This is a genomic window from Methylobacterium sp. Leaf104 (assembly GCF_001422885.1).
Classification (GTDB): domain Bacteria; phylum Pseudomonadota; class Alphaproteobacteria; order Rhizobiales; family Beijerinckiaceae; genus Methylobacterium.
This window is the reverse complement of record NZ_LMMZ01000003.1, coordinates 41,160-66,637: the sequence shown is the minus strand read 5'-3', so window position 1 is coordinate 66,637 and position 25,478 is coordinate 41,160. Positions and strand designations below refer to the sequence as shown.

General features: G+C 70.0%; 21 protein-coding genes. 13 read left to right on the top strand and 8 right to left on the bottom strand.

What is annotated here, in order from left to right:
• The first annotated feature begins 8 nt into the window (after positions 1 to 8).
• From urtE to ASF49_RS05115, 5 genes are all read left to right on the top strand, one after another.
• Entirely contained in the window at positions 9 to 770 is a 762-nt protein-coding gene (gene urtE / locus ASF49_RS05135; RefSeq protein WP_056468822.1) for an urea ABC transporter ATP-binding subunit UrtE, read from the top strand.
• A gap of 227 nt (positions 771 to 997) precedes the next feature.
• Positions 998 to 2,227, top strand: coding sequence for a formamidase (gene fmdA / locus ASF49_RS05130; protein ID WP_056221485.1), 1,230 nt, complete (start codon positions 998 to 1,000; stop codon positions 2,225 to 2,227).
• A gap of 2 nt (positions 2,228 to 2,229) precedes the next feature.
• Positions 2,230 to 2,544, top strand: a complete 315-nt coding sequence (locus ASF49_RS05125) for an FmdB family zinc ribbon protein (RefSeq protein WP_056468819.1) — start codon at positions 2,230 to 2,232, stop codon at positions 2,542 to 2,544.
• 64 nt (positions 2,545 to 2,608) lie between these two features.
• Positions 2,609 to 3,661, top strand: a complete 1,053-nt coding sequence (locus ASF49_RS05120; protein WP_056468816.1) for an aliphatic amidase — start codon at positions 2,609 to 2,611, stop codon at positions 3,659 to 3,661.
• 202 nt (positions 3,662 to 3,863) lie between these two features.
• On the top strand, positions 3,864 to 6,800 hold the full coding sequence (locus ASF49_RS05115) for a PAS domain-containing hybrid sensor histidine kinase/response regulator (protein WP_082510884.1): 2,937 nt from the start codon (positions 3,864 to 3,866) through the stop codon (positions 6,798 to 6,800).
• A gap of 115 nt (positions 6,801 to 6,915) precedes the next feature.
• On the opposite strand, the gene ASF49_RS05110 is transcribed toward ASF49_RS05115, so the two are convergent.
• Positions 6,916 to 8,592 (bottom strand): methyl-accepting chemotaxis protein, encoded by a 1,677-nt coding sequence (locus ASF49_RS05110; protein ID WP_056468814.1) that lies wholly within the window; start codon positions 8,590 to 8,592, stop codon positions 6,916 to 6,918.
• Between the two features lie 337 nt (positions 8,593 to 8,929).
• Positions 8,930 to 9,682, bottom strand: a complete 753-nt coding sequence (locus ASF49_RS05105) for a DeoR/GlpR family DNA-binding transcription regulator (protein ID WP_056468811.1) — start codon at positions 9,680 to 9,682, stop codon at positions 8,930 to 8,932.
• Positions 9,683 to 10,187: 505 nt separating this feature from the next.
• On the opposite strand from ASF49_RS05105, the gene ASF49_RS05100 reads away from it, so the two are divergent.
• The 7 genes from ASF49_RS05100 (at position 10,188) to ASF49_RS05070 (ending at position 17,531) form a co-directional block, all read left to right on the top strand.
• The gene (locus ASF49_RS05100; protein WP_056468807.1) at positions 10,188 to 11,294 is read left to right on the top strand and encodes a ring-opening amidohydrolase; all 1,107 of its coding nucleotides are present in this window, start codon (positions 10,188 to 10,190) and stop codon (positions 11,292 to 11,294) included.
• A 5-nt stretch (positions 11,295 to 11,299) separates the two neighbouring features.
• Positions 11,300 to 12,712: a dihydropyrimidinase gene (gene hydA / locus ASF49_RS05095; RefSeq protein WP_056468804.1), complete on the top strand. Its 1,413-nt coding sequence runs from the start codon at positions 11,300 to 11,302 to the stop codon at positions 12,710 to 12,712.
• 104 nt (positions 12,713 to 12,816) lie between these two features.
• A complete protein-coding gene (locus tag ASF49_RS05090; RefSeq protein ID WP_056468801.1) occupies positions 12,817 to 13,809 on the top strand; it encodes an ABC transporter ATP-binding protein in 993 nt (330 codons plus the stop codon).
• A gap of 29 nt (positions 13,810 to 13,838) precedes the next feature.
• On the top strand, positions 13,839 to 15,113 hold the full coding sequence (locus ASF49_RS05085; RefSeq protein ID WP_056468799.1) for an ABC transporter substrate-binding protein: 1,275 nt from the start codon (positions 13,839 to 13,841) through the stop codon (positions 15,111 to 15,113).
• A gap of 172 nt (positions 15,114 to 15,285) precedes the next feature.
• The gene (locus tag ASF49_RS05080; RefSeq protein WP_056468797.1) at positions 15,286 to 16,242 is read left to right on the top strand and encodes an ABC transporter permease; all 957 of its coding nucleotides are present in this window, start codon (positions 15,286 to 15,288) and stop codon (positions 16,240 to 16,242) included.
• Positions 16,242 to 17,135, top strand: coding sequence for an ABC transporter permease (locus ASF49_RS05075; RefSeq protein WP_056468788.1), 894 nt, complete (start codon positions 16,242 to 16,244; stop codon positions 17,133 to 17,135). Before ASF49_RS05080 ends, ASF49_RS05075 begins: the two co-directional genes overlap by 1 nt.
• Before the next feature lie 63 nt (positions 17,136 to 17,198).
• A complete protein-coding gene (locus ASF49_RS05070; protein ID WP_056468785.1) occupies positions 17,199 to 17,531 on the top strand; it encodes a hypothetical protein in 333 nt (110 codons plus the stop codon).
• Between the two features lie 20 nt (positions 17,532 to 17,551).
• On the opposite strand, the gene ASF49_RS05065 is transcribed toward ASF49_RS05070, so the two are convergent.
• From ASF49_RS05065 to ada, 6 genes are all read right to left on the bottom strand, one after another.
• On the bottom strand, positions 17,552 to 18,580 hold the full coding sequence (locus ASF49_RS05065; RefSeq protein WP_056468781.1) for an ABC transporter ATP-binding protein: 1,029 nt from the start codon (positions 18,578 to 18,580) through the stop codon (positions 17,552 to 17,554).
• The gene (locus ASF49_RS05060; protein WP_056468778.1) at positions 18,577 to 19,638 is read right to left on the bottom strand and encodes an ABC transporter ATP-binding protein; all 1,062 of its coding nucleotides are present in this window, start codon (positions 19,636 to 19,638) and stop codon (positions 18,577 to 18,579) included. The genes ASF49_RS05065 and ASF49_RS05060 overlap by 4 nt, the downstream gene beginning before the upstream one ends.
• Entirely contained in the window at positions 19,635 to 20,564 is a 930-nt protein-coding gene (locus ASF49_RS05055; RefSeq protein WP_056468775.1) for an ABC transporter permease, read from the bottom strand. Before ASF49_RS05055 ends, ASF49_RS05060 begins: the two co-directional genes overlap by 4 nt.
• Positions 20,564 to 21,517 (bottom strand): ABC transporter permease, encoded by a 954-nt coding sequence (locus tag ASF49_RS05050; protein WP_056468772.1) that lies wholly within the window; start codon positions 21,515 to 21,517, stop codon positions 20,564 to 20,566. The genes ASF49_RS05055 and ASF49_RS05050 overlap by 1 nt, the downstream gene beginning before the upstream one ends.
• A gap of 61 nt (positions 21,518 to 21,578) precedes the next feature.
• Positions 21,579 to 23,129 carry an ABC transporter substrate-binding protein gene (locus ASF49_RS05045; RefSeq protein WP_243214481.1) on the bottom strand — a complete coding sequence of 517 codons (1,551 nt, stop codon included), beginning with the start codon at positions 23,127 to 23,129 and terminating at the stop codon, positions 21,579 to 21,581.
• A gap of 663 nt (positions 23,130 to 23,792) precedes the next feature.
• A complete protein-coding gene (gene ada / locus ASF49_RS05040; protein WP_056468766.1) occupies positions 23,793 to 24,884 on the bottom strand; it encodes a bifunctional DNA-binding transcriptional regulator/O6-methylguanine-DNA methyltransferase Ada in 1,092 nt (363 codons plus the stop codon).
• Positions 24,885 to 25,168: 284 nt separating this feature from the next.
• Between ada and ASF49_RS05035 the strand changes: the two genes are divergently transcribed.
• On the top strand, positions 25,169 to 25,456 hold the full coding sequence (locus tag ASF49_RS05035) for a hypothetical protein (protein ID WP_056468764.1): 288 nt from the start codon (positions 25,169 to 25,171) through the stop codon (positions 25,454 to 25,456).
• Positions 25,457 to 25,478: the final 22 nt, after the last annotated feature.

Sequence of the window (25,478 nt, the reverse complement as noted above, 5' to 3'; positions counted from 1 at the left end):
ACGGCGCCATGCTGCAGACCACGCCCGCCTCGTCTCAGGCTCCCTCTCCCGCCCCCCTGATCCAGGGCGGCGTCCAGCCGATGCTGGCGATCAGCGACCTGCATGCGGCCTACGGCCAGAGCGAGGTGCTGCACGGGCTCGACATCGCGGTCGCCCCCGGCGAGATCGTCGCCGTGATGGGCCGCAACGGCATGGGCAAGACCACGCTGATGAAGACCCTGATGGGCATCGTGCCCGTCAAGTCCGGCACGATCCGGGTCGACGGCGAGGCGGTCGAGGGCCTGAAGAGCCATCAGCGCGTGGCCAAGGGTCTCGCCTACGTGCCGCAGGGCCGGATGATCTTCTCCGCCATGACCGTTCAGGAGAACATCGAGACCGGGCTGACCGTGACCGACGAGCGCCGGGTGCCGCAGGAGCTCTACACGATGTTCCCGGTCCTGCTGGAGATGAAGGGCCGGCGCGGCGGCAACCTCTCGGGTGGCCAGCAGCAGCAACTCGCCATCGCCCGGGCGCTGGCGAGCCGGCCCAAGGTCCTCCTCCTCGACGAGCCCACCGAGGGCATCCAGCCCTCGATCATCCGCGAGATGGGCCGCACCCTGAAGAAGATCCGCGACGACCGCGGCCTCTCCATCGTGGTCTCCGAGCAGGTGCTCAGCTTCGCCCTCGACGTCGCCGACCGGGTGCTGGTGATCGAGAACGGGTCGATCGTCCACGAGAGCCTGCGCGCCGACATCGACGAGGCCCAGGTCGCCCGCTTCCTCTCCGTCTGAGGCGGGGCGCTTATCCCCTCCCCCTCGCGGGGAGGGGTTGGGGGTGGGGGCGGCGCAGGAGGCAACGCACCGCTCGATCCTGCACCGCCCCCACCTCCGGCTCCTCCCCGCACGGGGGCGGAGAGCGCGTTCCTGCACGCGCGGCACTTGAGGCTTTCACGAGAGCGGCCGGACAGCGCCGGACACGCGACGCAAGCGGCTGCCCACCCACCAGAGGAGCGCGAAACATGCCCGAGACCCTGATCAAGGTCGATCTGACCCAATCGGCCTACGACAACGACATGGTGCACAATCGCTGGCACCCCGACATCCCCATGGTGGCGATGGTCAAGCCCGGCGACGACTTCATCGTCGAGACCTACGACTGGACCGGCGGCTTCATCAAGAACAACGATTCGGCCGACGACGTGCGCGACATCGACCTGTCGATCGTGCACTTCCTCTCCGGGCCGATCGGCGTCGAAGGCGCCGAGCCCGGCGACCTCCTGGTGGTCGACCTCCTCGACATCGGCGCCAAGCCCGAGAGCCAGTGGGGCTTCAACGGCTTCTTTTCCAAGAAGAACGGCGGCGGCTTCCTCGACGAGCACTTCCCCCAGGCCCAGAAGTCGATCTGGGACTTCGAGGGCATGTTCACCAAGTCGCGCCACATCCCCGGCGTGCGCTTCCCCGGCCTGATCCATCCCGGCCTGATCGGCTGCCTGCCCGATCCGAAGATGCTGGAGACCTGGAACACCCGCGAGAAGGCGCTGTTCGACACCGATCCCAACCGGGTGCCGGCACTGGCCACCCTCCCCTTCGCGCCCACAGCCCATATGGGCCGGCTCAAGGGCGAGGGCCGCGACAAGGCGGCGGCCACAGGCGCCCGCACGGTGCCGGGGCGCGAGCACGGCGGCAATTGCGACATCAAGGACCTGTCGCGCGGCTCGAAGATCTACTTCCCGGTCTACGTGCCGGGTGCGGGCCTCTCCATGGGCGACCTGCATTTCAGCCAGGGCGACGGCGAGATCACCTTCTGCGGCGCGATCGAGATGGCGGGCTGGGTCCACCTCAAGGTCAGCCTGATCAAGGACGGCATGGCCAAGTACGGGATCAAGAACCCGATCTTCAAGCCGTCGCCGATCACGCCGAAGTTCGACGACCATCTCATCTTCGAGGGCGTTTCCGTCGACGAGTACGGCAAGCAGCACTACCTCGACGTGACGGTGGCCTACCGCCAGGCCTGCCTCAACGCGATCGAGTACCTGAAGAAGTTCGGCTATTCGGGCGCCCAGGCCTACTCGATCCTCGGCACCGCGCCGGTCCAGGGTCACATCTCGGGGGTCGTCGACATCCCGAACGCCTGCGCCACCCTCTGGATCCCGACGAAGATCTTCGACTTCGACATCAATCCCGGTGCCGACGGACCGACCAAGTTCCTCGACGGCTCGATCCAGATGCCGCTGTCGCCGGACCTCTGAGCATGCCGGTCTACGATTACGCTTGCGACGCCTGCGGGCCCTTCACCGTGCTGCGCCCGATGGCGCAGTTCCGCGATCCGCACGACTGCCCCGATTGCGGGACGTCCTGCGGCCGCGCCTTCCTCACCGCGCCGAACCTCGCCTCCATGGATGCGGGCCGGCGCAAGGCGCACGCGACGAACGAGCGGAGCCAGCACGCGCCCCGCAAGTCCTCCGGGCACGGCCCCGGCTGCGGATGCTGCGGGACCAAGGCGACGTCCGGCCCCGCGGCCGCCAAGAGCTTCCCGAACGCGCGCCCCTGGATGATCAGCCACTGACAAGAAGCACCCTCTCCCGCAAACGGGAGAGGGGCGGATCCGGTAACCGGGAGAACATCACGCCATGATGCACGGAGACATCTCGTCCAGCGCCGACAGCGTCGGCGTCGCGGTGGTGAACTACAAGATGCCCCGCCTGCACACGCGGACGGAGGTTCTGGAGAACGCGAAGAAGATCGCCGACATGGTCGTGGGCATGAAGACCGGTCTGCCCGGCATGGACCTCGTCATCTTCCCCGAATACTCGACCCACGGGATCATGTACGACGCGGCCGAGATGTACGAGACCGCCACCACGATCCCGGGGCCGGAAACCGACATCTTCGCCGACGCCTGCCGGAAGGCCAAGGTCTGGGGCGTGTTCTCGCTCACCGGCGAGCGCCACGAGGAGCACCCGAACAAGGCGCCCTACAACACCCTCATCCTGATGAACGACCAGGGCGAGATCGTGCAGAAGTACCGCAAGATCATGCCCTGGACGCCGATCGAGGGCTGGTACCCCGGCGACCGGACCTACGTCTCCGACGGTCCCAAGGGCCTCAAGGTCAGCCTCATCATCTGCGACGACGGCAACTACCCGGAGATCTGGCGCGACTGCGCCATGCGGGGCGCCGAGCTCATCATCCGCTGCCAGGGCTACATGTATCCGGCCAAGGAACAGCAGATCCTGATGTCGAAGGCGATGGCGTTCGCCAACAACACCTACGTGGCGGTGGCCAACGCCGCCGGCTTCGACGGGGTCTACACCTATTTCGGCCATTCGGCGGTGATCGGCTTCGACGGCCGCACCCTGGGCGAGTGCGGCGAGGAGGAGATGGGCATCCAGTACGCCGCCCTGTCGAAATTCCTGATCCGCGATTCCCGCGCCCACGGGCAGTCGGAGAACCACCTCTTCAAGCTGCTCCACCGCGGCTATACCGGCATGATCGCCTCGAAGGAGAACCGGCACGGCCTGTCGGAATGCCCCTACGACTTCTACCGTCGCTGGATCGAGGACCCCGATGCCACCCGCGACGCCGTGCGGGCCATCACCCGCCAGAGCGTCGGCACCGAGGAATGCCCGATCGAGGGCATCCCCTTCGTCGGCAAGGGCGAGGCCCCGCCCGACCCGACGTGATCGACCGTGTGACGCGCGCGCCACGCAAGCTTCGAATCGAGGGCCGGTTCCGCCGCCGCGGGGCCGGCCGACGCCGTTCTGCGTCGCGATCCACCGTCATCCTTCGTTTGACCCGGGCGGGCGGCCCCTCTACCGCCCATGGCGAGACGGGCCGCTCCGGCCGCTGCCCCTGATCGAACCCCGGAAGGATGGACGTCGCGGCATGAGCCAGCCCGAGACCGACGCGCTCCTGCGCCGCGCCGAGGATCTGGAGCGGGAAGCCGCGCGACTGCGGGCCGAGGCGCGCCGGGCCGCCGGGTTGCCGGACGCCGCGGCGGAGGGTGAGGGGCGCGCGCCCGACCCGGTGCCGCACCGGCAGGCGATCCTCGACAGCACCACCCGCTTCGCGATCATCGGGACGGACCGCGACGGAATGGTGTCCGATTGGAACGCCGGGGCGGAGCGCATCTTCGGCTGGACCGCGGCCGACATCCGCGGCCGCAGCATCGCCCGCCTGTTCACCCCCGAGGATCGGGCGATCGACCGGCCCGGGATCGAGATGCGCCTCGCCCTGGAGCGGGGCCGGGCCGATGACGAGCGCTGGCACCTGCGCGCCGACGGCTCCCGGTTCTGGGCCTCGGGCGAGATGATGCCCCTGCGGGACAGCGTCGGCACCCATATCGGCTACGTCAAGGTCGTGAGCGACCGCACCGCGGAACACCGGGCCGGGGACGCCCTGCAGAACGCGGAGATGCGCCTGCGGCGCGCCCAGGAGGCCGGCGGCATCGGCGTGTTCTCCGTGGGCATCGACGACGGCATCCTGCATCCGACCCCGGAATTCTGCCGCCTCTACGGCCTGCCCGAGGCCGCCAGCTACCCGGCCTCGGCCTTCGAGCGCCTGGTCGTCCCGGCCGATTCGCACCTCGTCTCCACGGCCGAGAGCCGCCGGCTGGGCGAGCCGCCGCGGGACGTGGAGTACCGCATCCGCCGCCCGGACACCGGCGCGCTGCGCTGGATCGCCCGCCGGGGCGAGATCGAGCGCGACACGGCGGGGCGTCCGCTGCGGTTCTCCGGCGTCGCGCGCGACGTCACCGAGCAGCGCTCCGCCCGCGACGCCCTGGCCACCAGCGAGGCGCGCTACCGCGCCCTGTTCGAGGCCGTCGACGACGGCTTCTGCATCATCGAGTTCTTCGATGGGCCGCACGGACCCTCCAGCGACTACGTCCACGTGGAAGCCAATGCCGGCTACGAGCGCCATACCGGCATCCCCGACATCGTCGGGCGCACCCTGCGCGACCTCGCGCCGGACGAGGCCGAGGGCTGGCTCGAACTCTACGGCGGCGTCCTGCGCACGGGCACGTCGATCCGGTTCGAGCGGGCGTTCCCGCTGGCCGATCGCCACATCGAGGTCTCCGCCGCCCGGATCGAGCCGGCGAGCCGGCGCCAGGTCTCGGTGCTGTTCCGGGACATCTCGGCCCGCCGGCAGGCGGAGGACGCCCTGCGCGCCAGCGAGGCCCTGGCCCGGGAGAACATCGAGCGGGTGCAACTCGCGCTGGCGGCCGGCGCGATCATCGGCACCTGGCTCTGGGACCTGCCGACCGACCGCTTCAGCGTCGACGAGGCCTTCGCCCGCAGCTTCGGCCTCGATCCCGCCGCCGGACGCGAGGGCCTCAGCCTCGCCCAGGTCGTCGAGACGGTGCATCCGGACGACCGCGCCGGCCTCGCCGAGGCGATCGAGGCCGCGATCCGCCGGGGCGGCGCCTACGCCCACCAGTACCGGACCCGGCGTGCCGACGGGCGCTACTACTGGCTCGAGGCCAACGGGCGGGTCGACCACGGCCCCGACGGCACCCCGCTGCGCTTTCCCGGCGTGCTCATCGACGTGGAGGAGCGCCGCGCCGGCGAGGCGGAGCGCGAGCGCGTGACCGAGCAGCTGCGCAGCCTCAACGAGACGCTGGAGCAGCGCGTCGCCGAGCGCACGGCCGAGCTGATGCGGGCCGAGGAGGCCCTGCGCCAGTCCCAGAAGATGGAGGCGGTGGGCCAGCTCACCGGGGGGCTCGCCCACGACTTCAACAACATGCTGGCGGGCATCGTCGGCTCGCTGGAGCTGATGCAGACCCGGATGCTCCAGGGCCGGGTCGGCGACCTGGAGCGTTATATCGGCGCCGCCCAGGGGGCGGCGCGCCGGGCCGCGGCCCTGACGCACCGTCTCCTCGCCTTCTCCCGCCGCCAGACCCTGGCCCCGAAGCCCACCGACGTGAACCGCCTCGTCGAGGGCATGGAGGAGCTGGTGCGCCGCACGGTGGGGCCTGCGGTGTCGGTGGAGGTGGTGGGCGCGGCCGGCCTGTGGCCGACCCTCGTCGATCCGAGCCAGCTCGAGAACGCCCTGCTCAACCTCTGCATCAACGCCCGCGACGCCATGCCGGATGGCGGCCGCATCGTGGTCGAGACCGGCAATCGCTGGATCGACCCGCGCAGCGCCCGCGAGCGCGACCTGGAGCCCGGCCAGTACGTCTCCCTCTGCGTCTCGGACAATGGGACGGGCATGACGCCGGACGTCGTTGCCAAGGCCTTCGATCCGTTCTTCACCACGAAGCCGCTGGGCGAAGGCACCGGCCTCGGCTTGTCGATGATCTACGGCTTCGCCAAGCAGTCGGGCGGCCAGGTGCGGATCTACTCCGAGCCCGGCGAGGGCACGATGGTCTGCATCTACCTGCCGCGCCATCTGGGCGAGGCGGAGGGGGCGGAGGCGGTGCCGGACCTGTCGGAGGCGGCCCGGGCGAAGGTCGGCGAGACGGTGCTGGTGGTCGACGACGAGCCCACGGTGCGGATGCTCGTCACCGAGGTGCTGGAGGATCTCGGCTATGCCGCGATCGAGGCGGCCGACGGCGCCTCGGGCCTCAAGGTGCTGCAATCCGACGTGCGCATCGACCTCCTCGTCACCGATGTCGGCCTGCCCGGCGGCATGAACGGACGGCAGATGGCGGAGGCGGCGCTCGGGTCGCGACCCGGGCTGAAGGTGCTGTTCATCACCGGCTACGCCGAGAACGCCGCCCTCAACCACGGACACCTCGCCCCCGGCATGCAGGTGCTGGTCAAGCCCTTCGCCCTCGAGGCGCTGGCCACCCGCATCCGTGGCCTGATCGAGGGAACGGGCTGAACCCGGGCGCGGACCGGCGGGGACGCCGGCCTTTGGGCGGAGCGGTCCCGGAGCGCGCTGTCCCGGGCCGACCCGAAGCCCGCCGCCGCGGCATTCCCGCCGGAGCGGGCGCCGATCAGGCGGCCCGCACGGTCGAGAGGAAGCGGTCGACCTCGCCACCGAGATGCTCCGACTGGCGCGAGAGTTCGCCGGCGGCGGCGAGAACCTGGCCCGCGGCGGCTCCTGTCTCCTCGGCCGCGCTCGCCACACCGGAGATGTTGTTCGTCACCTCGTTGGTGCCGATCGAGGCCTGCGAGACGTTGCGGACGATCTCCTGCGTCGCCGCGGCCTGCTGCTCGACCGAGGCCGCGATCGCCGCCGCCACGGCGTTGATGTCGCGGATGCGTCCGGTGATCGAACCGATCGCCGTGACCGCCTGGCCGGTGGCGCCCTGGATATGGCCGATCTGCTGGGAGATCTCCTCGGTGGCCCGCGCCGTCTGGTTGGCGAGTTCCTTGACCTCCGCCGCCACCACGGCGAAGCCCCGGCCGGCCTCGCCGGCGCGGGCCGCCTCGATGGTGGCGTTGAGCGCCAGGAGGTTGGTCTGGCTGGCGATGGTCGAGATCAGGCTCACCACGTCGCCGATCCGGCTCACGGCGCCGCTGAGTTCCTGCACGAGGCCGGCCGTCGCGTCGGCCTCCGATACGGCGGACTGAGCGAGATTGGCCGAGCTCGAAACCTGGCGGCCGATCTCCTGCACCGACGAGCCGAGTTCCTCGGCGGCGGCCGCCACCGTATTGACGTTGACCGACGCCTCTTCCGCCGCGGCCGCCACCGTGGTGGATTGCGAAGCCGTCTGGGTCGCCGACGCCGTCATGGTCTGTGCCGTCGCCTGGAGTTCGGTGGCCGACGCGGAGACCATGCCGATGATCCCGCCCACGGCCTGCTCGAAATCTTCCGCCATCCGGCGCATGCCGATCTTGCGCTGCTCCTCGGCGCTCGCGCGCGCCGCGACGGTTTCCTCCTCGAGCTGGCGGGTGCGGATCAGGTTGGTCCGGAAGACTTCCACGGCGGTGGCCATCGCACCGAGCTCGTCACGCCGGCCCATGGACGGAACGGTCGTCTCCGTGTCGCCGCCCGAGATGTGCTGCATGGCCCGGGTCATGCGCTCGATCGGACGGGCGACGCCGACGAAGGAGAAGATCATCGCGCCGACGGCCGTCACAATGCCGATGGCGAGCATGACGAGCGAGATATGGGTGGCCTCCGACTGCTGCCGGCGAACGATCGCGCCGGCGGCCTGGCCCCCCGCCACGTTGATCTCCACCAAGCGGGTGGCGGCCTCGGCGACCGCCCGGTAATTGGCGTGGTTCCCCTCACGGAAGAATTCCAGCGCCTCGTCCCTGTTGCTCTCCTTCAAGGAACGAAGCTTTCCCCAGTCGGCCTTCAGGCTCGCCATCTTCGCGATCAGGTTATCGTACGCTGCCCTTTCCTCAGGACCGCTGATCAGCGGCTTGTAATCGTCGATCGCCTTGTTGCGCTCCTCGAGCAGCTCCTGCGAAAGCTTGAGATCGGCCTGCTCGACGGTGCTGTTGGGGGCGGTCAGGTAGCGCAGCTGCGAGGTTCTGACCCGGAGCACCAGTCGGTTGATCTTATGGGCCTGATCGATCGAAGGCATGCTGTTGGTGACCAGCGCTTCGGTGGTGGTCCCGATGTCCTGCAGCTTGAGGAAGGTCATCAGGCCCTGCGCGGCCGAGATCGCGACGACGAAGCTGAAGAGGCCAATGAGGACTGTCTTGATTGGGAGGTACATCGTCGAAACCCGGCGTGAGTGCGGCTCTTTCGATTTCATGGGCGGATGATATTAAATTATGATAAATCGTTCTTGGATGTATATTTCGCGATGGCGTGCTGCTGAGCCGCGGGATTAAAAGTATCGATGCCGTGCCGGAGCAGATGGCCCCGCAGGCGCGGCCGGTCGGGCCGCCGGGACGCGTGCCTTGATCTCGTGGACGTCGCGGCCGGTCTTATCCCGAGCGGGCACGAGGCTCCGATGCGCGCGCTTCGCAGGCGCAGGGGACGTCGCCGAAGCGCTGCGGGATTGAGCAGACGGATCGAGCGAGCCCGCCCTCCGGCGCGCTGCGCCGGCATCAGGGGTGGATGGTCTCGATCTCATGCCGGGCGAAGGCATCCTGGAACGCCTCCGGCGGCGGCTTGTCCGTGACGATGCTCAGTTTCTCGGCAAGGCCGAAGGTGCAGAGATTGGCCTGGCGCCCGAACTTGCGGGAATCGGCGAGAAGGACGGCGCGGCGCGACTGTTCCCTCAGGGTTCGCCGAAGGACCGACTCGTGCTCCTCGTAATCCATCCAGCCGTGATCGAGATCGCAGGCGGCGATCCCCATGAAGGCGAGGTCGAAGAAGTAGCGCTGGGCATAGGCCACGGTCTCGTAGCCCACCAGCGCGTTGTCGTTGCTGCGCAAGGTCCCGGGCGTCAGGTTGATCCGGGCCGGACCGCCGCCGAGATGCAGCGCCACGTCCACCGAATTGGTGGTGATCGTGAGGTTGCGCCCGGTGAGCCGCCGCGCCAGGGCCAGCGTGGTGGTCCCGGTGTCGATGAAGACCGACATGCCGTCCAGGATCAGGGCCTCGGCCAGAATCGCCACCCGTCCCTTCTCGCGGGTATTCAGCTTGCCGCGCTCCTGAAGCGGTCGCTCCTGGTCCAGACGCGGCGGCACCGCGCCCCCGTGGATGCGCCGGAGAAGGCCCCGTGCCTCGAGCACCTTCAGATCGCGCCGGATGGTTTCTTCCGAGACCTTGAGGAAGAAGGCCACGTCCGCAACGCCGACCCGGCCCGTCCCATGGAGGCGGGACAGAATTTCCTGGTGGCGATGATCCGTCAGCATGCGCGATGGCCGTTCTCGGGTTCACCGGATGATAACGACGATCCGGCTCCGCGGTCGCGCGGGAATGCGGATGCGGGAAGCCGTATCCCATGCTCGTTTGCGTTGTAATGCAACCTCTGTATCGAATATTAGTCTGATCTGCACTCTGAACGTGTGTGTCGGATCCGTCAGAAGCCACATGCGTGGATTCGGTCTCCGAGCCCCGATCGCCCCTGGGAACGAGCGCGGCTCGCGTGCATCCGGCCCCGTTTCGCGTCCGAATGCACGATCCTGTGGAGATCGTCCGGACGGGACACATCGTGGCCGGCGACGCGCATCCGTCCAGAATTTGAATTTTGTGGTCTTTGTGGAGTTATTGCTCAGGTTTGCGGCAGCCTGCCGCTGCGCTGGGCAGCCTCGGCCGGCGGTTGCCGGCCGGACGCATCGCCTGCGCAAACCAGCACTCGCGCGCCGCGCCCGCTCGGCCTAGCTTGGCCCATCCTCTCCCCTCAGGCGCGACCACATCATGCCCCAATGCCTCGTCTTCCGCGTGCCGACCCGGCATCCCGCCGACGTCTCGGGGGTGATGGATCTCATCGCCGCCGGAACCGTCGCGGCGGACGAGATCGTGGCGATCTTCGGCAAGACCGAGGGCAACGGCTGCGTCAACGACTTCACCCGCCAGCTCGCCGTGATGGCGCTGGAGACCGCCCTCGCCGACGCGATGGGCTGCACGCCGGCGGCGGTCGGCGCGCGGGTCGCCCTGGTCATGTCGGGGGGCACCGAGGGCGGCCTCTCCCCTCACCTCCTCGTGCTGGCGCGCCGCGCGAGTCCCGACGAGGCCGGCACGACGGCGCTCGCCGTCGGCACCGCCTTCACCGCCGATTTCCGCCCCGAGGAGATCGGCCGCATGACGCAGGTGCGGGCGACGGCGGCGGCGGTCACCGAGGCCATGGCCCGGGCCGGGCTCGACGAGGCCGGGGACGTCCACTTCGTGCAGGTGAAGTGCCCGCTCCTCACCAGCGCGCGCATCCAGGAGGCCGCCGAGCGCGGCCAGGGCGTGGCGACCCACGACACCTACGCCTCCATGGGCCTGTCGCGCGGCGCCTCGGCGCTCGGCATCGCCCTGGCGCTGGGCGAGGTGCCGGGCGAAGACCTTTCGGATGCGGCCATCGGCGGGCGGCGGGACCTCTATTCCGGTCGCGCCAGTGCCTCGGCGGGCATCGAGCTGATGCGCAACGAGATCATCGTGCTGGGCAACGCCCGCGGCTGGTCGGGCCCCCATGCCATCGCCCATCGCGTCATGCGCGACGGTATCGACTTGTCCGCGATCCAGGGGGCCCTGGCCGATCTCGGCCTGCCCGCGGCCGGTCAGCTGGAGCCGGAGGCCGCCGGGCGCGTGGTGGCCCTGCTCGCCAAGGCCGAGCCCTCCCATGACGGGCTGATCCGCGGACGCCGCCACATCATGAACGACGACAGCGACATCAACGCCACCCGGCACGCCCGCGCCCTCGTCGGCGGGGTCGCCGCCGCCGCGATCGGGCGCACCGACCTGTTCGTCTCCGGCGGCGCCGAGCACCAGGGGCCGGATGGCGGCGGCCCGGTGGCGATCATCGCCCGCGTGAGGAGCTGAGAGAGATGCCCGACTTCGACCTCGCCATCCGGGGCGGCACCCTGGTCACCGCCACCGACACCTTTCCCGCCGATCTCGGCATCCGCGGCGGGCGCATCGCGGCGATCGGCGCGCGGATCGCGGATGCGGCGCGCACGATCGACGCCTCCGGCCTCCTCGTCCTGCCCGGCGGCATCGACAGCCACGTCCACATCGCCCAGGAATCCGGTCCCGGCATCGTCATGGCGGACGACTTCGCCTCCGCGACCCGTGCGGCGGCGGCCGGCGGCAACACCTGCGTGATGCCCTTCGCGCTCCAGCCCCGCGGCGCCTCCCTGCGCGCGGCGACCCATGCCTACCGCGCCCTGGCGGAGGGGCAGTGCCACATCGACGTGGCCATCCACCTCATCGTCTCGGACCCGACGCCGGCCGTGCTCGGCCAGGAACTGCCGGCGCTGATCGCGGAAGGCTACACCTCGTTCAAGGTGTTCATGACCTACGACGACCTCGTCCTGAACGACCGCCAGATCCTCGACGTGTTCGACCTGGCGCGCCGCGAGGGCGCGCGCGTCATGGTCCATGCGGAGGGCTACGACGCCATCCGCTACATGACCGAGCGGCTCGAGAAGGCCGGCGAGACCCGCCCCTTCGGCCATGCCCTGTCCCGGCCGCAGGTGGTCGAGCGCGAGGCGGCGCACCGGGCGATCAGCCACGCCGAGCTCGTCGACCTGCCGATCGTCATCGTCCACGTCTCCGGCGAGCAGGCCATGGAGCAGATCGCCTGGGGCCGGGAGCGCGGCCTGAAGATCCATGCCGAGACCTGCCCGCAATACCTGACCCTGACCGCCGACCACATGAAGGGCCTCGGCTCCGACGATCCGATGGCGGGGGCGAAGTACGTCTGCTCGCCGCCGCCGCGGGAGGCCTCCAACCAGGCCGCGATCTGGCGCGGGATCCAGACCGGATTGTTCGACGTGGTCTCCTCCGACCATTGCCCGTTCCGCTACGACGATCCGGCCGGCAAGCTGAACCCGAAGGGCCGGACCTCCTTCCGCTGGGTGCCCAACGGCATCCCGGGCATCGAGACGCGCCTGCCCATCCTGTTCTCGGAAGGCGTCTCGGCGGGACGCATCTCCCTCAACCGCTTCGTGGCGCTCACCGCCACCAACCACGCCAAGCTCTACGGCCTCTATCCGCGAAAGGGCTCGATCGGGATCGGCTTCGACGCCGACCTGACGCTGTGGGACCCCAACCGCCGCGAGACGATCCGGCAGGCCGACCTCCACCACGGGGCGGACTACACCCCCTGGGAAGGGTTCGCGGTGACGGGCTGGCCGGTGATGACGCTCGCGCGGGGGACGATCGTCGCCGAGGACGGCCGGGTCACGGGGGCGATCGGGCACGGACGCGTGATCGACCGGGCCGTGGACGCGCCCTGAACCGGCCGGCCGCAGCCCTCTCCTCGCACGAGAGCGGACGGCGCGCGGCGGCATCGGAGGGCGTCTGGCCCGCCCCTTGCTGGAGATCGGGCGGGGAGACCATCATGGACGTCGAGCTGATCCGCCTGACCAAGCGCTACGGCGGCACGACCGCCGTGGACGGCATCGACCTGAAGGTGCGCTCGGGCGCCTATTGCTGCCTGCTCGGCCCCTCGGGCTGCGGCAAGACCACGACGCTCCGGATGATCGGTGGCCACGAGACCGTGTCCTCCGGCGACGTGGTCATCGGCCCGCGCGCCGTGGGCGACGCCACGCCGGCCGAGCGCGGCACGGCGATGATGTTCCAGAGCTACGCCCTGTTCCCCCACCTCAATTGCCGCGACAACGTCGCCTTCAGCCTGAAGATGCGGGGCATCGCGAAGGCCGAGCGCCGCGCCAAGGCGCTGGCGATGCTCGACCTCGTTCAGATGGCCCATCTGGCGGAGCGCTTGCCGGCGCAACTCTCCGGTGGCCAGCAGCAGCGCGTGGCGCTCGCCCGTGCGCTGGTCACCGGACCCAAGGTCCTGCTCCTCGACGAGCCGCTCTCGGCCCTCGATCCGTTCCTGCGGGTGCGGATGCGGACCGAGCTGAAGCGGCTCCAGGCCGAGCTCGGCATCACCTTCATCCACGTCACCCACAGCCAGGAGGAGGCGATGGCGCTCTCCGACCTCGTGGTGGTGATGAACGGAGGCCGCATCGAGCAGGCGGCGGACCCCCGCACCGTGTTCGAGCGCCCCGCCACCGCCTTCGTCGCCCGCTTCATCGGCGGCCACAACATCATCCGGCTGCCCGACGCGACCGAGGTGGCGGTGCGTGCCGACCGCATGCGCCTCGGCCCGCAGGCCGGCCCGGAGGCGGTGCCGGCCCGCGTCGTCTCCGTGGAGTACCAGGGCACCAGCGTGCATGTGGGCTTCGAGGCGGACGGCCTCGGCGGCGAGGCCGCCACCGCGCTCACGGCGGTGATCGACGACCGCGCCTACGCGGGTCATCCCCTGGCCCTCGGCCAGACCGTACCGCTGGGCTGGGACGCCGACGCCGCCCATCGCCTGAGCGCCTGACCCGATCTCGTTTCCCCAGAGGACCCTGCATGACGACCACGATCAAGCTGAGCCGCCGCACCCTGCTCCAGGGCGCGGGTGCCACCGGACTGGCGCTCGGCGCCGGGCCGATCACCGGCTTTCCCAACGTGATCGCCGCCGAGCCCGTGACCCTGCGCTACCTCGGCACCGCCGTGAACCAGTCCGGAGACATCGCCCGCAAGGTGAAGGAGGATCTGGGGATCACCATCGAGTACATCCCCGTCGTCACCGACGAGGTGACGAAGCGCGTGGTGACCCAGCCGAATTCCTTCGACCTCCTCGACACCGAGTTCTTCAGCCTGAAGAAGCTGATCCCGTCGGGCAACATCCAGGGCATGGATGCCCGCCGGATCAAGCAGGCCGACAACATCACCCCGGTCTTCACCAAGGGCGAGGTCGGCGGCAAGAAGATCGGCGACCAGGGCACGGCGCCCAGGAAGGTCTTCTATCTCGAGGGGCAGAACTCGAAGAACTTCGCGGGCTCGCCCACCGAGTGGATCACCCTGATCCCGACCACCTACAACGCCGACACGCTCGGCATCCGCCCCGACCTGATCAAGCGCCCGATCGCGAGCTGGAAGGAGCTCCTGAACCCCGAATTCAAGGGCAAGGCCTCGATCCTCAACATCCCCTCGATCGGCATCATGGATGCCGCCATGGTGATCGAGGCCACCGGCGACTACACCTATCCCGACAAGGGCAACATGACGAAGGCCGAGATCGATCGCACCATCAAGCTGCTGATCGAGGCCAAGCGCGCCGGCCAGTTCCGCGCCTTCTGGCAGGACTTCAACGAATCCGTGAACCTGATGGCCTCGGGCGAGACCGTGATCCAGTCGATGTGGTCGCCCGCCGTCACCAAGGTCCGCAGCCAGGGCGTGGCCTGCACCTACCAGCCCCTCAAGGAGGGCTACCGCGCCTGGGCCACCGGCTTCGGCCTGCCCAAGACCCTGACGGGCCGCAAGCTCGATGCGGCCTACGACTTCATCAACTGGTTCCTCTCCGGTTGGGCCGGGGCCTACCTCAACCGCCAGGGCTACTACTCGGCGGTGCTGGAGACCGCCAAGGCGCATATGGAGCCCTACGAGTGGGCCTACTGGATGGAGGGCAAGCCCGCCGAGAAGGACATCAAGGGGCCGGACGGCAGCGTGCTGGAGAAGGCCGGCGCCACCCGCGACGGCGGCTCCTTCGAGACCCGCATGGGCAGCGTCGCCTGCTGGAACGCCGTGATGGACGAGAACACCTACATGGTCCGCAAGTGGAACGAGTTCATCGCCGCGTGAGCGGCGGCGTAGCACGCCCCTCTCCCCTCGGCGGGAGAGGGGGGTCGCGGAGCGACCGGGCGCGGGGGCGACCTCTCCGGACAGGGCGCTCCCCTCTCCCGACCCGCGCGCACGCGCGGGCCACCCTCCTCCGCAGAGGGGGAAGGGTTTCGCGTGTCACGAGGGCCGAGCCATGACAGACACCGCCCTCTCCTCCCTCCCCACGATCGCGGAAAGTCCGGCCGCTGCAGCCTCCACCGCCAGCCTCACGGCCAAGACCCGGCGCCGGCAGGCGCTCGCCTATCTCCAGGCGGCGCCGATGGCGCTGGTGTTCCTGGTGTTCTTCGTAGTGCCGCTGGCGCTGACCTTGATCGTCAGCTTCTGGGAGTACAACGAGTACGAGATCATCCCGTCCTTCACGGTGCAGAACTACATCGACGTGTTCGAGGGCTGCCTCAACACCGCGGATGCCTGCACCACCGTGCGGACCTATCTCTCGACCCTGAAGTTCTGTGCGCTGACCTGGGCCTGCACCCTGCTGATCGGCTTCACGGTGGCGTATTTCGTCGCCTTCCACGTCCGCTCGAAGACCATGCAGATGGCGCTGTTCCTCGTCTGCACAATCCCGTTCTGGACCTCGAACGTGATCCGGATGATCTCCTGGATCCCGCTGCTCGGCCGCAACGGCCTCGTCAACGACACCCTGATGGGCATGGGGCTGATCAGGGCGCCGATCGAGGGCCTGCTCTATTCCGACTTCTCGGTGGTGCTCGCCTTCGTGCACCTCAACACCGTCTTCATGATCGTGCCGATCTTCAACAGCATGGCGCGCATCGACCGCTCGCTGATCGAGGCGGCCTATGATTCCGGGGCCACCGGCTGGCAGACGCTCTGGAACGTGGTGGTCCCCCTCGCCAAGCCCGGCATCGCCATCGGGTCGATCTTCGTGATCACCCTCGTGATGGGCGATTTCGTCACCGTCGGCGTGATGGGCGGCCAGCAGATCGCCTCGGTCGGCAAGGTCATCCAGGTCCAGATGTCGGCCCTGCAGCTTCCGGCGGCGGCCGCCAACGCGGTGGTGCTGCTGGGCGCCGTGATGCTGATGATCGTGGCCATGACCCGGCTCATCGACCTGCGCAAGGAACTCTGATCGTGAGCGACCGCCCCCGCTCCCCGGCCTTCTATGCCCTGGCGGCGTTCTTCGCCCTGTTCGTCGCCTTCCTGTACGGGCCGACGCTGACGATCCTGGTGCTGAGCTTCCAGGGGCCGCAGGGCGGCCTCACCTTCCCGATGAACGGCGTCTCGACGCACTGGTTCGGCAAGCTCTGGGCCGGGCTCGGCATCGTCGACATCTGGGGCGCCCTGTGGCGCTCGCTCCGCCTCGGCCTCGTGGTCATGCTGCTCACCGTCGTCGTCGCGTTCTTCGCAGGGTTGGCCTTCCGCAAGCGCTTCCGCGGCGAGAGTGCGCTGTTCACCATCGCGGTGGCGAGCCTGGTCGTGCCCTCCATCGTGGTCTCCCTCGGCATCGGCCTGGAATTCCGTCTCCTCGACGAGGCGGTGAAGTGGGCCGCCGCCGAGACCGGCTGGGGCTGGCTGCAGGAGCACGGCACCCTGATGGGGCTCTACACCTCGGCGCTGGGCGCGCACCTGACCTGGACCCTGCCCTTCGGCCTCCTCATCATGTTCGCGGTCTTCAACCGGTTCGATCCGGCCTACGAGGAGGCCGCCCGCGACCTCGGCGCCAGCGGACCCCAGACCCTGCGCCACGTGGTGGTGCCGATCCTCGGACCGTCGCTGGTCGGCGTCGCGCTGTTCGGCTTCACCCTGTCCTTCGACGAACTCGCCCGCACCAGCCAGGCCATCGGCGGCCGCAACACCCTGCCGCTGGAGCTGCAGGGCCTCACCACCACCGTCACGACGCCGGAGATCTACGCGCTGGGCACCCTCACCACCGGCATGTCGCTGGCGGTGATCGGGCTGGCCCTCGGGGCGAGCCTGTATCTGCAACTGCGCAAGGCGAAGGCCGGGTTGCGGCTGGGGTAAGGATCGGGAAAGCCGCTCGCGGTAGGCTTCGGCACCGTTGCGTGACCGGAGCTCGCCCTCGCGATGACGCGTGCCTACCTCCTCGCCGCGGCGACGCCCGCCTGTCTGATCGGACTGTCCTGGGCGGCGAACGGTTACCTGGGTGGCCTGGATCGTCTGCCGATGCAGTGGGGCATCGACGGGCGTCCCAACTGGTTTGCGCCGAGATGGGTCGCGCTCGGCTTCGGGCCGGGGGTGGGCCTCTTCGCCATGGCGACGATGCTGGTGCGGTGCCGGAGGGACTCCGACGGGACGCGGGCGTTCCGGACCCTCTTGCCCATGAGCGCCCTCCTGATCGGCGGGCAGGTGTTCTACCTGTGCATGCTGTGGACGAAGGGAATCGCACAGCCGGGCTGATCCGCGCGACGCCTTCGCGTTTACACCGCCGCGTCCGCCAGCACCGGCGCCCGGTCCCCCTGGAACGCCGCGTGGGCCGCCTCGGTCCGCCAGCAGGCGGCCCGGTGGCCGGGCTGCACGGCCACGGCGGGCGGCGCCTCGACCCGGCAGCGTTCCTCGGCGAGGAAGCAGCGCGGGGCGAAGGGGCAGCCCGGCGGGCGGTTGGCGAGGTCGGGCGGGCTACCGGGAATCGTCTTCAGGCGCGTGCCCTTGGCGAGCGCGCCGTCGGCGCGGCTGCGCAGCAGGCCGATCGTGTAGGGATGATGGGGATCGAGCACCACGTCGCGGGCGGAGCCCTCCTCGACGATGCGGCCGGCATACATCACCGCGATCCGGTCGGCGACCTCCACGGCGGCGCCGAGGTCGTGGGTGACGAAGATCGTCGAGAGACCGAGTTCGGCCTGCAGCTCGCGCAGGAGCAGCAGGATCTGGATCTGCACGGTGGCGTCCAGTGCCGTCGTCGGCTCGTCGGCGAGCAGGACCTGCGGCCGGCAGGCCAGCGCCAGGGCGATCATCGCGCGCTGGCGCATGCCCCCCGACATCTCGTGCGGATAGGCGTCGAGGCGCCGCTCCGGACTCGGGATGCGGACCCGCTCGAACAGCGCCAGGGCGCGCTGGCGCGCCGCCGCCGAGCCGATGCGCTCGTGCTGGCGGATCGCCTCGGTGATCTGCTGGCCCACCGTGTAGACCGGGTCGAGGGCGAGCAGCGGTTCTTGGAAGATCATCGCCACGGCCCGGCCGCGCAGGGCCCGCAGGGCTTTCGGCGACATCGCCATCACGTCGGCGCCGCCGACCCGGATCTCTCCGCCGATCCGCGTCCGGCGCTCCGGGTTCAGGCGCATGATCGCCCGCAGGGTGACGCTCTTGCCCGAGCCCGATTCGCCGATCAGCGCCACGGCCTGGCCGCGCTCGAGGGTGAGGTCGACTCCGTCCACGGCCTCGACCACGCCGCCGAAGACCACCGTCAGGCCGCGGATCGCCACCGCCGGGCCGGGTTCGGATGCGCTCATGCGGCCACCGCCAGGTCTGGGGCGAGCGCGTGGCCCGAGCCCGGCTGGCGGGCGAGGCAGGCGACGCGGTGGCGGGCATCGAGGGCGTCGAGGGGCGGGACCGTACCCCGGCAGACGGGCTCAACCAGGGTGCAGCGGGGATGGAAGCGGCAGCCGGCGGGCGGGTCGATCGGGTTCGGCGGGTCGCCGGCGAGGGGCGCCACCTGCGTCCGGGCATCCGGATCCATCGAGGGCATCGAGGACAGGAGGGCGGCCGTGTAGGGGTGGGCGGGGCTCGCCAGCACCATGTCGGCGGGGCCGATCTCGACCACCTGCCCGAGATACATCACCGCCACCCGGTCGCAGATGAAGCGCACCACGTTGAGGTCGTGGGAGATGAACAGGTAGGTGAGGTTGAATTCCTGCTTGAGGTCCATCAGTAGGTTCAGCACCTGCGCCTCCACCGACTTGTCCAGCGCCGAGACGGCCTCGTCGAGCACCACGAGGCGGGGTTCCAGCGCGAGCGCCCGGGCGATGTTCACGCGCTGGCGCTGGCCGCCGGAGAGCTCGTGCGGATAGCGCGCGGCGAAGCGCGCGGGCTCCAGCCCCACCCGGGCGAGCAGGGAGCGGGCGCGCTCGATGGCCTGGCGCTTCGGGACTCCGTGCACCCGCGGTCCGAAGGCGATGGAGCCCTCGATGGTCATGCGCGGATTGAGGGAGGAGTAGCTGTCCTGGAACACCATCTGGGCCTGGGCCCGGAAGTCGCGCAGGGGCAGCGCCCGGCCGCCGATGCGCTCGCCGTCGAAGAGCAGATCGCCGGAATCGTGCCGGATCAGCCCCATGATCAGCCGGGCGGTGGTGGACTTGCCGCAGCCCGACTCGCCGACGACCCCGAGGGTCTCGCCCTTCAGTATCTCGAAGTCGACGCCGTCCACCGCCCGCACCACCGCCTTGGTGCCGCCCAAGCCCGTCTTGACGGGGAAGTGCTTCACGAGCCGGTCGACGGTGAGGAGGGGCTGGGCCGGGCCGCCCCGGTCGCGGGCGATCGGGACGGTGGGAGCGCCGATCGGCATGCTCATGCCTTCACCTCCATGGCGGACCGCAGGCCGTCGGAGAACAGGTTGAACGAGATCGAGACGACGAAGATGGCCAGCCCCGGCAGGGCCGCGACCATCGGGTTCACGTAGATCGCCGTGCGCAGGGTGTTCAGCATCAGGCCCCATTCGGGCTCGGGCGGCTTCACGCCGAGGCCGAGGAAGGACAGCCCCGAGGCCAGGATCATCGACACGCTGATGAGGCTGGTGGCGTAGACGAAGATCGGCCCGAGCACGTTGCCGAGCACCTGCACCCGCAGGATCGTCAGGGTCGAGGCGCCCGAGAGACGCGCCGCGTCGACGTAGTCGCGGGCACGGATCTGGGTGGTCACGCTCTCGGCCACGCGGGCGATCTGGGGCACGAACACGCAGGTCAGCGACACGATGGAGTTGACGATGCCGGCGCCCAGCGCACCCGAGAGCGCGATGGCGAGCAGGACCGAGGGGAAGGCGAAGAACACGTCCACCGTGCGCATCAGGACGGTGTTGACCCAGCCACCGACGTAGCCGGCCAGGATGCCGATGCCGGAGCCGATGAAGAAGGCGAGGATGACGGGGGTGACGCCGATGAACAGGGACAGGCGGCCACCCATCATCAGGCGGCTCAGCATGTCGCGGCCGAGCTCGTCCGAGCCGAGGCGGTAGGTCGCGTCGCCGATCGGCTTCAGGCGCCGCAGCATCGAGCCGCGATAGGGGTCCATCGGGGTGATCCAGGGCGAGAGCAGCGCGATCGCCACGATGGCGAGGATCACGCAGGCGGCGGCCATCGCCACGGGATCGCGCAGGAGCTTGTGGCCGACCTGCCCCCAGAAGCCGCGCGAAGGCACGAAGGCGTCGGGCGCGGCCGGCGCGGGCGCGGCCCCGCCGGCGATGTCGAGGACCGGCGCGCCGGCCTGTGTCGCGAGTGCCATCAGCCCCTCTCGATGCGCGGGTCGAGCGCCGTCTGCACGACGTCGACGATGAGGTTGAGGGCGACGAAGAACATCGCCAGGACGAGGATCGAGCCCTGGAGCAGGGGCAGGTCGCGCTGGAAGATCGCGGCGTTGAGCAGGAAGCCGGTGCCGGGCCAGGCGAACACCGTCTCGATCAGGATCGAACCGCCGAGCAGGTAGCCGAGCTGCAGCCCCATGATGGCGAGCGCCGTCGGGGCGGCGTTCTTGACCACGTGCTTGAACACGCCGAACTCGCTCATGCCCTTGGCCCGGAGCGCACCCACGAAGTCCTGGGCCAGGATGTCGCCCACCAGCGCCCGGATGGTGCGGGCGATCACCCCCATGGGGATCACCGACATCGTGAGCGCGGGCAGGACGATGTAGCGCAGGTGATCGAGGTCGGGCCGCCAGTTGCCCGAGCCGTCCGGCCCGGCGCCGGTGGGCGGCAGCCAGCCGAGCTGGGCCGAGAACACGATGACCAGCACCATGCCGAGCCAGTAATGCGGCACGCTCACCCCGAAGACCGACACCGCCGAGGCGAGCCGGTCCAGGATCGAGTTGCGGAAGTAGCCGGCCACGAAGCCGAACAGGCAGCCGAAGGTGAAGCCGATCAGCGTCGCCACGAAGGCCAGGATCAGGCTGTTGACCACCGCCCGGCCGACCTCCTGCGCCACCGGGCGGCCGGTGGCGATGGAGATGCCGAGATCGCCCTGGAGCACGTGCCAGAGCCAGATGACGTACTGCACCGGCAGCGGCTTGTCGTAGCCGTAGGCCGCCCGCATCGCGTCGATGGTCTCCTGCGTGGCGTCCACCGGAAGCACGGCGCTCAGGGGGTCGCCGGGGGCGAGGTGGACCAGCAGGAAGCAGACGACGCTCACGCCGAGCGCCACCGGCGTCACGGTGAGCAGGCGCTGGAGGATGAACTTCAGCATGGCCAGGCCCCGTCCCCGCGGAAGGGGGCGGGCCTGCGTCCCAGGGCGACCCGGATGTCCATCACTTGCCCATCGAGATCGGCGAGAAGTCCTGGAACCAGTTCTGCGCCTGCACGAAGCCCTTCACCTTGGGGCTCATCGCGCGCGGATTGGTGTCGTGGGCCACCATCAGGAACAGGGCGTCGTCGACGTACTTCTCGTGGACCTTCTCCAGGACCTTGGTCTGCTCGGCCGGGTCGAAGGTGGTGCGGACCTGATCGAACAGCTTGTCCATCTCGGGGTCGCAATAGTGGCCCCAGTTGGTGCCGTTCGGCGCCGCGAGATTGCACTGGAGATGGCGGATGAAGCCCGTGAAGGGGTCCTGGATGAAGTAGGAGAAGTTCATCCCCGTCGCCTTGCGCGACATGTCGGACTTGGCGCCCGCGCGCCAGAGGTTGATGAGCGTGTTCCACTCGACCACCTCAAACTCGACCTTGATGCCGACATCCGCGAGGTTCTGCTGGATGAACTCGTTCATCGGCAGGGGCTGCATCTGCCCCGAGCCCGAGGGCGCGATCAGGATCTTGGTGACGATGGGCTTGTTCGGCCCGTAGCCGGCCTCGGCCAGGAGCTTCTTGGCGGCTTCCGGATCGTAGGTCGGCTTGAAGGTCGGGTTGCCGAACCAGGCCGAGCCCGGCGGCATGAAGCCCTGGGCCGGGATCATCAGGCCGTTGAGCAATTCCTTCATGCCCTCGCGGTCCACCGCGAGGTTGGCCGCCTTGCGCACGCGGATGTCGTTCCAGGGCGAGCCCTCGGCGCGGGAGAGGTGCCAGGTCCAGTTGTGCGGGTAGGCGTTGGTGACGATGCCGAACCCGGCGGCCTTGAGGGAGGCCACCGCGTCCGGCGGGGGCGCCTCGATCCAGTCGACCTGGCCGGAGCGCAGGGCCGCCACGCGGGCATTGGCCTCGGGCAGCGGCACGAGCACGAGCTTGTCGAGCTTCGGCACCCGGGCCGTGTCCCAATACGCCTTGTTGGGCGCCATCTCGGCGCGCTCGCGCGGGGCGAACAGGGTCAGCTTCCACGGGCCGGTGCCCGAGGGCGTCTTGGCGAAGGCGTCCCAGCTCTTGCCGACCTTCTCCCACTGGGCGGGCGACGAGATCATGATCCAGGCGATCTGATAGGGCAGCGTCGCGTCGGGGTTCTTCGTGACGACTTCGAGGGTGGTCGGATCGACGGCGCGGTAGCTCGCCACGGCCGGGATGCGCGAGCGACCTTGCGCCGACTGGCGCGGGTCGAATTGCGGCGCGTCGTTCTTCAGGAGCTTGTCGAGGTTCCACACCACCGACTCGGCAGTGAAGGGCGAGCCGTCGTGGAAGGTCACGCCCTCGCGCAGCTTGAAGGTCCACCTGGTGTTGTCGGCGGGGTCGACCGTCCAGCTCGTGGCGAGGCCCGGCACCAGCACGGAGGGCTTGGTGGCGGAGGAGAGGTCCCAGTTGATGAGCCCGTCATAGACCGTATAGCCCGTGAACCGCATGCCCTCGCCGCCATTGTCGGCCTGGCCGGTGGTGAGCGGGATGTCGGAGGCGGTCATGCCGATCTTCAGCACGCCCTGGGCGAGGGCGGCGGGCATCATCACCCCGGACAGCAGGGTGGCGGCCAGAAGGCGGGACTTCGACCAGCGGGAGACGGAAGCGAACATGCGGGGACGGGTTTCCATGGGCTGCGTACGGCTTGACGAAACCGTGAATGCAATCCGCCGGCCAAACCGCCGCGCAGATCTCGCGGGCCGGGAGCGATCGTCCGCCCGCGATGTCGTCGCGTCTGCGCTTTCCGGACGCGCAGCCGCCCTGCCTCATGAATAGTCAGGAAGAATAGTCGGGACGTTCCGGCCCGTCGTCGCTGTCGGCCGGACTGCCTCAGGGACGTGCGAAAACCTGGCCGTACCCGCCGACATCTTCGCGGAATGCCTGCTTCGTGGGCATTCTTGCTGCCATCCGCTTCGCAACCGCCGACGCGACCAGAACGACAGCTTCAGGCCGCCGACGACGTCGCGCGGGGGCCGGGCGGCGAGGCGGAGGAAGGGCGGCCAGGCCGATGTCGACCCGGGAATGGGCGCGGATGGCGCCGCGGCGGGAGAGGCGAATGAGGGCGGTCCGGACACGACCCGCCGCCGCCACCCTAGATCATCGGAACGACTTGTAACCCGTGGAGCGCGGCCGACGAGGCCGATATCCTGTGGTCGTGACCTGCGGCGCCCGGACCACGTCGATCGCCCTGCCCGGCTGCGGCGACGTCGTCACCGCGCCGCCTCGCGGTCGAGGAGCGCGCGCTTGCGGGCGACGCCCCAGCGATAGCCGGACAGCGCCCCGTCCGAGCGCACCACCCGGTGGCAGGGAACGACGACGGCCAGCCGGTTGGCGCCGCAGGCCTGGGCCACGGCGCGCATGGCCGTGGGAGCGCCGATGGCCCGGGCGATCTCGACATAGGTCGTCGTGGTGCCGATCGGAACGGCGCGGAGCGCGTCCCAGACCCGCTGCTGGAAGGCGGTGCCGCCGATGTCGAGGGGCAGGTCGAGCCCGCGCCCAGGCGCCTCGACGAGGCCGACGACCGCGGCCACCCAGAGGTCGAACGCCGCATCGCCGGGTGACAGGTCGGCCCGCGGGAAGCGGTCCTGGAGGTCGCGCACCAGGGCGTCGGGATCGTCGCCGAGGAGGATGGCGCAGACTCCGCGCGGCGTCGCCGCGACCAGGATGGCGCCGAGGGAGCAGGCGGCCACCGCGAACCGGATCGCGACGCCGGGGCCGCCCTTGCGGTAGGCGGACGGCGTCATGCCGAGCCGCCCGGAGCCCTGGGCGTAGAACCGGCTCGACGCGTTGTAGCCCGCCGCGAACACCGCCTCGGTCACCGTCCCGGCCGCCGGCAGGCGCCGGGCGACGCGCTCGGCGAGCCTGGCCGACGCGTAGGCCTTGGGCGTGATGCCGGTGACCGTCCGGAAGACGCGGTGGAAGTGGAAGGCGCTCAAGCCCGCCGCCGCCGCGAGCGACTCGAGGGTCGGCAGGGTCTCGGCCGCGTCGATCAGGCGGCAGGCCCGGGCGACCGCCGCCGCCTGCCGCTCGGCCAGGGGGGCTTCGTCGGGCCGGCAGCGCCGGCAGGGCCGGAAGCCCGCCGCCTCGGCGGCGGCGCAGGTGGCGTGGAAGGTGACGTTGTCCGGCTTGGCCGCCCGCGACGGGCAGCTCGGACGGCAATACACGCCGGTGGTGCGGACCGCGTAGACGAACAGGCCGTCGGCCCCGGCGTCCCGGGCCGCGAGCGCGGCCCATCGCTGCGCGCTCTCGCTCTCGGACGTGCCGGAGGCCCCGGGCCGTGGTTCCGCTTCGGCGCGCCGCATGGGGATGTCCTTCGTCGTCGGGGACCGATTCCGGCCGGAATCGGCTCGGTCACCGTATCCTTGCCCCGGGAGCCTCGGGGCCGCATCCCGATCCTTGCTTTCGAATCCGCTCCACGTCGATTTGTCCCGGAGGCGCGTGGCGCGCGCTCGGCGCCCTTCCCCGTGGGCACCCTCCCCTGACCGCGTGCCGATGACGGCCGGCCCCGGCCGAGGCGCAAAAGCATCGGGGCGAACGGAAACTCGGCGCAGATCCTGAGTTCTTTCCATCAACCACAGGAGTGACGATGAAAACGCTGACGCTCTCGACCTGCGTGCTGGTCCTGTCTTCCTTCGTTCTCGTGCAGATGGGCACGACGGCCGATGCCCGCTCGCGGCACAAGAAACGCGGTGTCGCGATCTCGAGCAGCCAGAACACCACCGGCGGCCGCCGCGGACGGACCCTCTCGCGCGGGGCGACCGGCGCCGATACCGCGACCTCGAATTCCGCGGCGGGCGGAAATGCCGGCCAGCCGTCGCGCGCGAGCGGCACCGGCAGCGCCGGGGGTGGATCCGGAGGCAGTGGCGGTCTGTAGGGAAGCGGACGGTCGACAGGGT

Coding starts and splice junctions, on each gene's coding strand:
- urtE (WP_056468822.1), top strand. CDS start 9: ATGCTGCAGACCACGCCCGCCTCGTCTCAGGCTCCCTCTCCCGCCCCC.
- fmdA (WP_056221485.1), top strand. CDS start 998: ATGCCCGAGACCCTGATCAAGGTCGATCTGACCCAATCGGCCTACGAC.
- ASF49_RS05125 (WP_056468819.1), top strand. CDS start 2,230: ATGCCGGTCTACGATTACGCTTGCGACGCCTGCGGGCCCTTCACCGTG.
- ASF49_RS05120 (WP_056468816.1), top strand. CDS start 2,609: ATGATGCACGGAGACATCTCGTCCAGCGCCGACAGCGTCGGCGTCGCG.
- ASF49_RS05115 (WP_082510884.1), top strand. CDS start 3,864: ATGAGCCAGCCCGAGACCGACGCGCTCCTGCGCCGCGCCGAGGATCTG.
- ASF49_RS05110 (WP_056468814.1), bottom strand. CDS start 8,592: ATGTACCTCCCAATCAAGACAGTCCTCATTGGCCTCTTCAGCTTCGTC.
- ASF49_RS05105 (WP_056468811.1), bottom strand. CDS start 9,682: ATGCTGACGGATCATCGCCACCAGGAAATTCTGTCCCGCCTCCATGGG.
- ASF49_RS05100 (WP_056468807.1), top strand. CDS start 10,188: ATGCCCCAATGCCTCGTCTTCCGCGTGCCGACCCGGCATCCCGCCGAC.
- hydA (WP_056468804.1), top strand. CDS start 11,300: ATGCCCGACTTCGACCTCGCCATCCGGGGCGGCACCCTGGTCACCGCC.
- ASF49_RS05090 (WP_056468801.1), top strand. CDS start 12,817: ATGGACGTCGAGCTGATCCGCCTGACCAAGCGCTACGGCGGCACGACC.
- ASF49_RS05085 (WP_056468799.1), top strand. CDS start 13,839: ATGACGACCACGATCAAGCTGAGCCGCCGCACCCTGCTCCAGGGCGCG.
- ASF49_RS05080 (WP_056468797.1), top strand. CDS start 15,286: ATGACAGACACCGCCCTCTCCTCCCTCCCCACGATCGCGGAAAGTCCG.
- ASF49_RS05070 (WP_056468785.1), top strand. CDS start 17,199: ATGACGCGTGCCTACCTCCTCGCCGCGGCGACGCCCGCCTGTCTGATC.
- ASF49_RS05065 (WP_056468781.1), bottom strand. CDS start 18,580: ATGAGCGCATCCGAACCCGGCCCGGCGGTGGCGATCCGCGGCCTGACG.
- ASF49_RS05060 (WP_056468778.1), bottom strand. CDS start 19,638: ATGAGCATGCCGATCGGCGCTCCCACCGTCCCGATCGCCCGCGACCGG.
- ASF49_RS05055 (WP_056468775.1), bottom strand. CDS start 20,564: ATGGCACTCGCGACACAGGCCGGCGCGCCGGTCCTCGACATCGCCGGC.
- ASF49_RS05050 (WP_056468772.1), bottom strand. CDS start 21,517: ATGCTGAAGTTCATCCTCCAGCGCCTGCTCACCGTGACGCCGGTGGCG.
- ASF49_RS05045 (WP_243214481.1), bottom strand. CDS start 23,129: ATGATGCCCGCCGCCCTCGCCCAGGGCGTGCTGAAGATCGGCATGACC.
- ada (WP_056468766.1), bottom strand. CDS start 24,884: ATGCGGCGCGCCGAAGCGGAACCACGGCCCGGGGCCTCCGGCACGTCC.
- ASF49_RS05035 (WP_056468764.1), top strand. CDS start 25,169: ATGAAAACGCTGACGCTCTCGACCTGCGTGCTGGTCCTGTCTTCCTTC.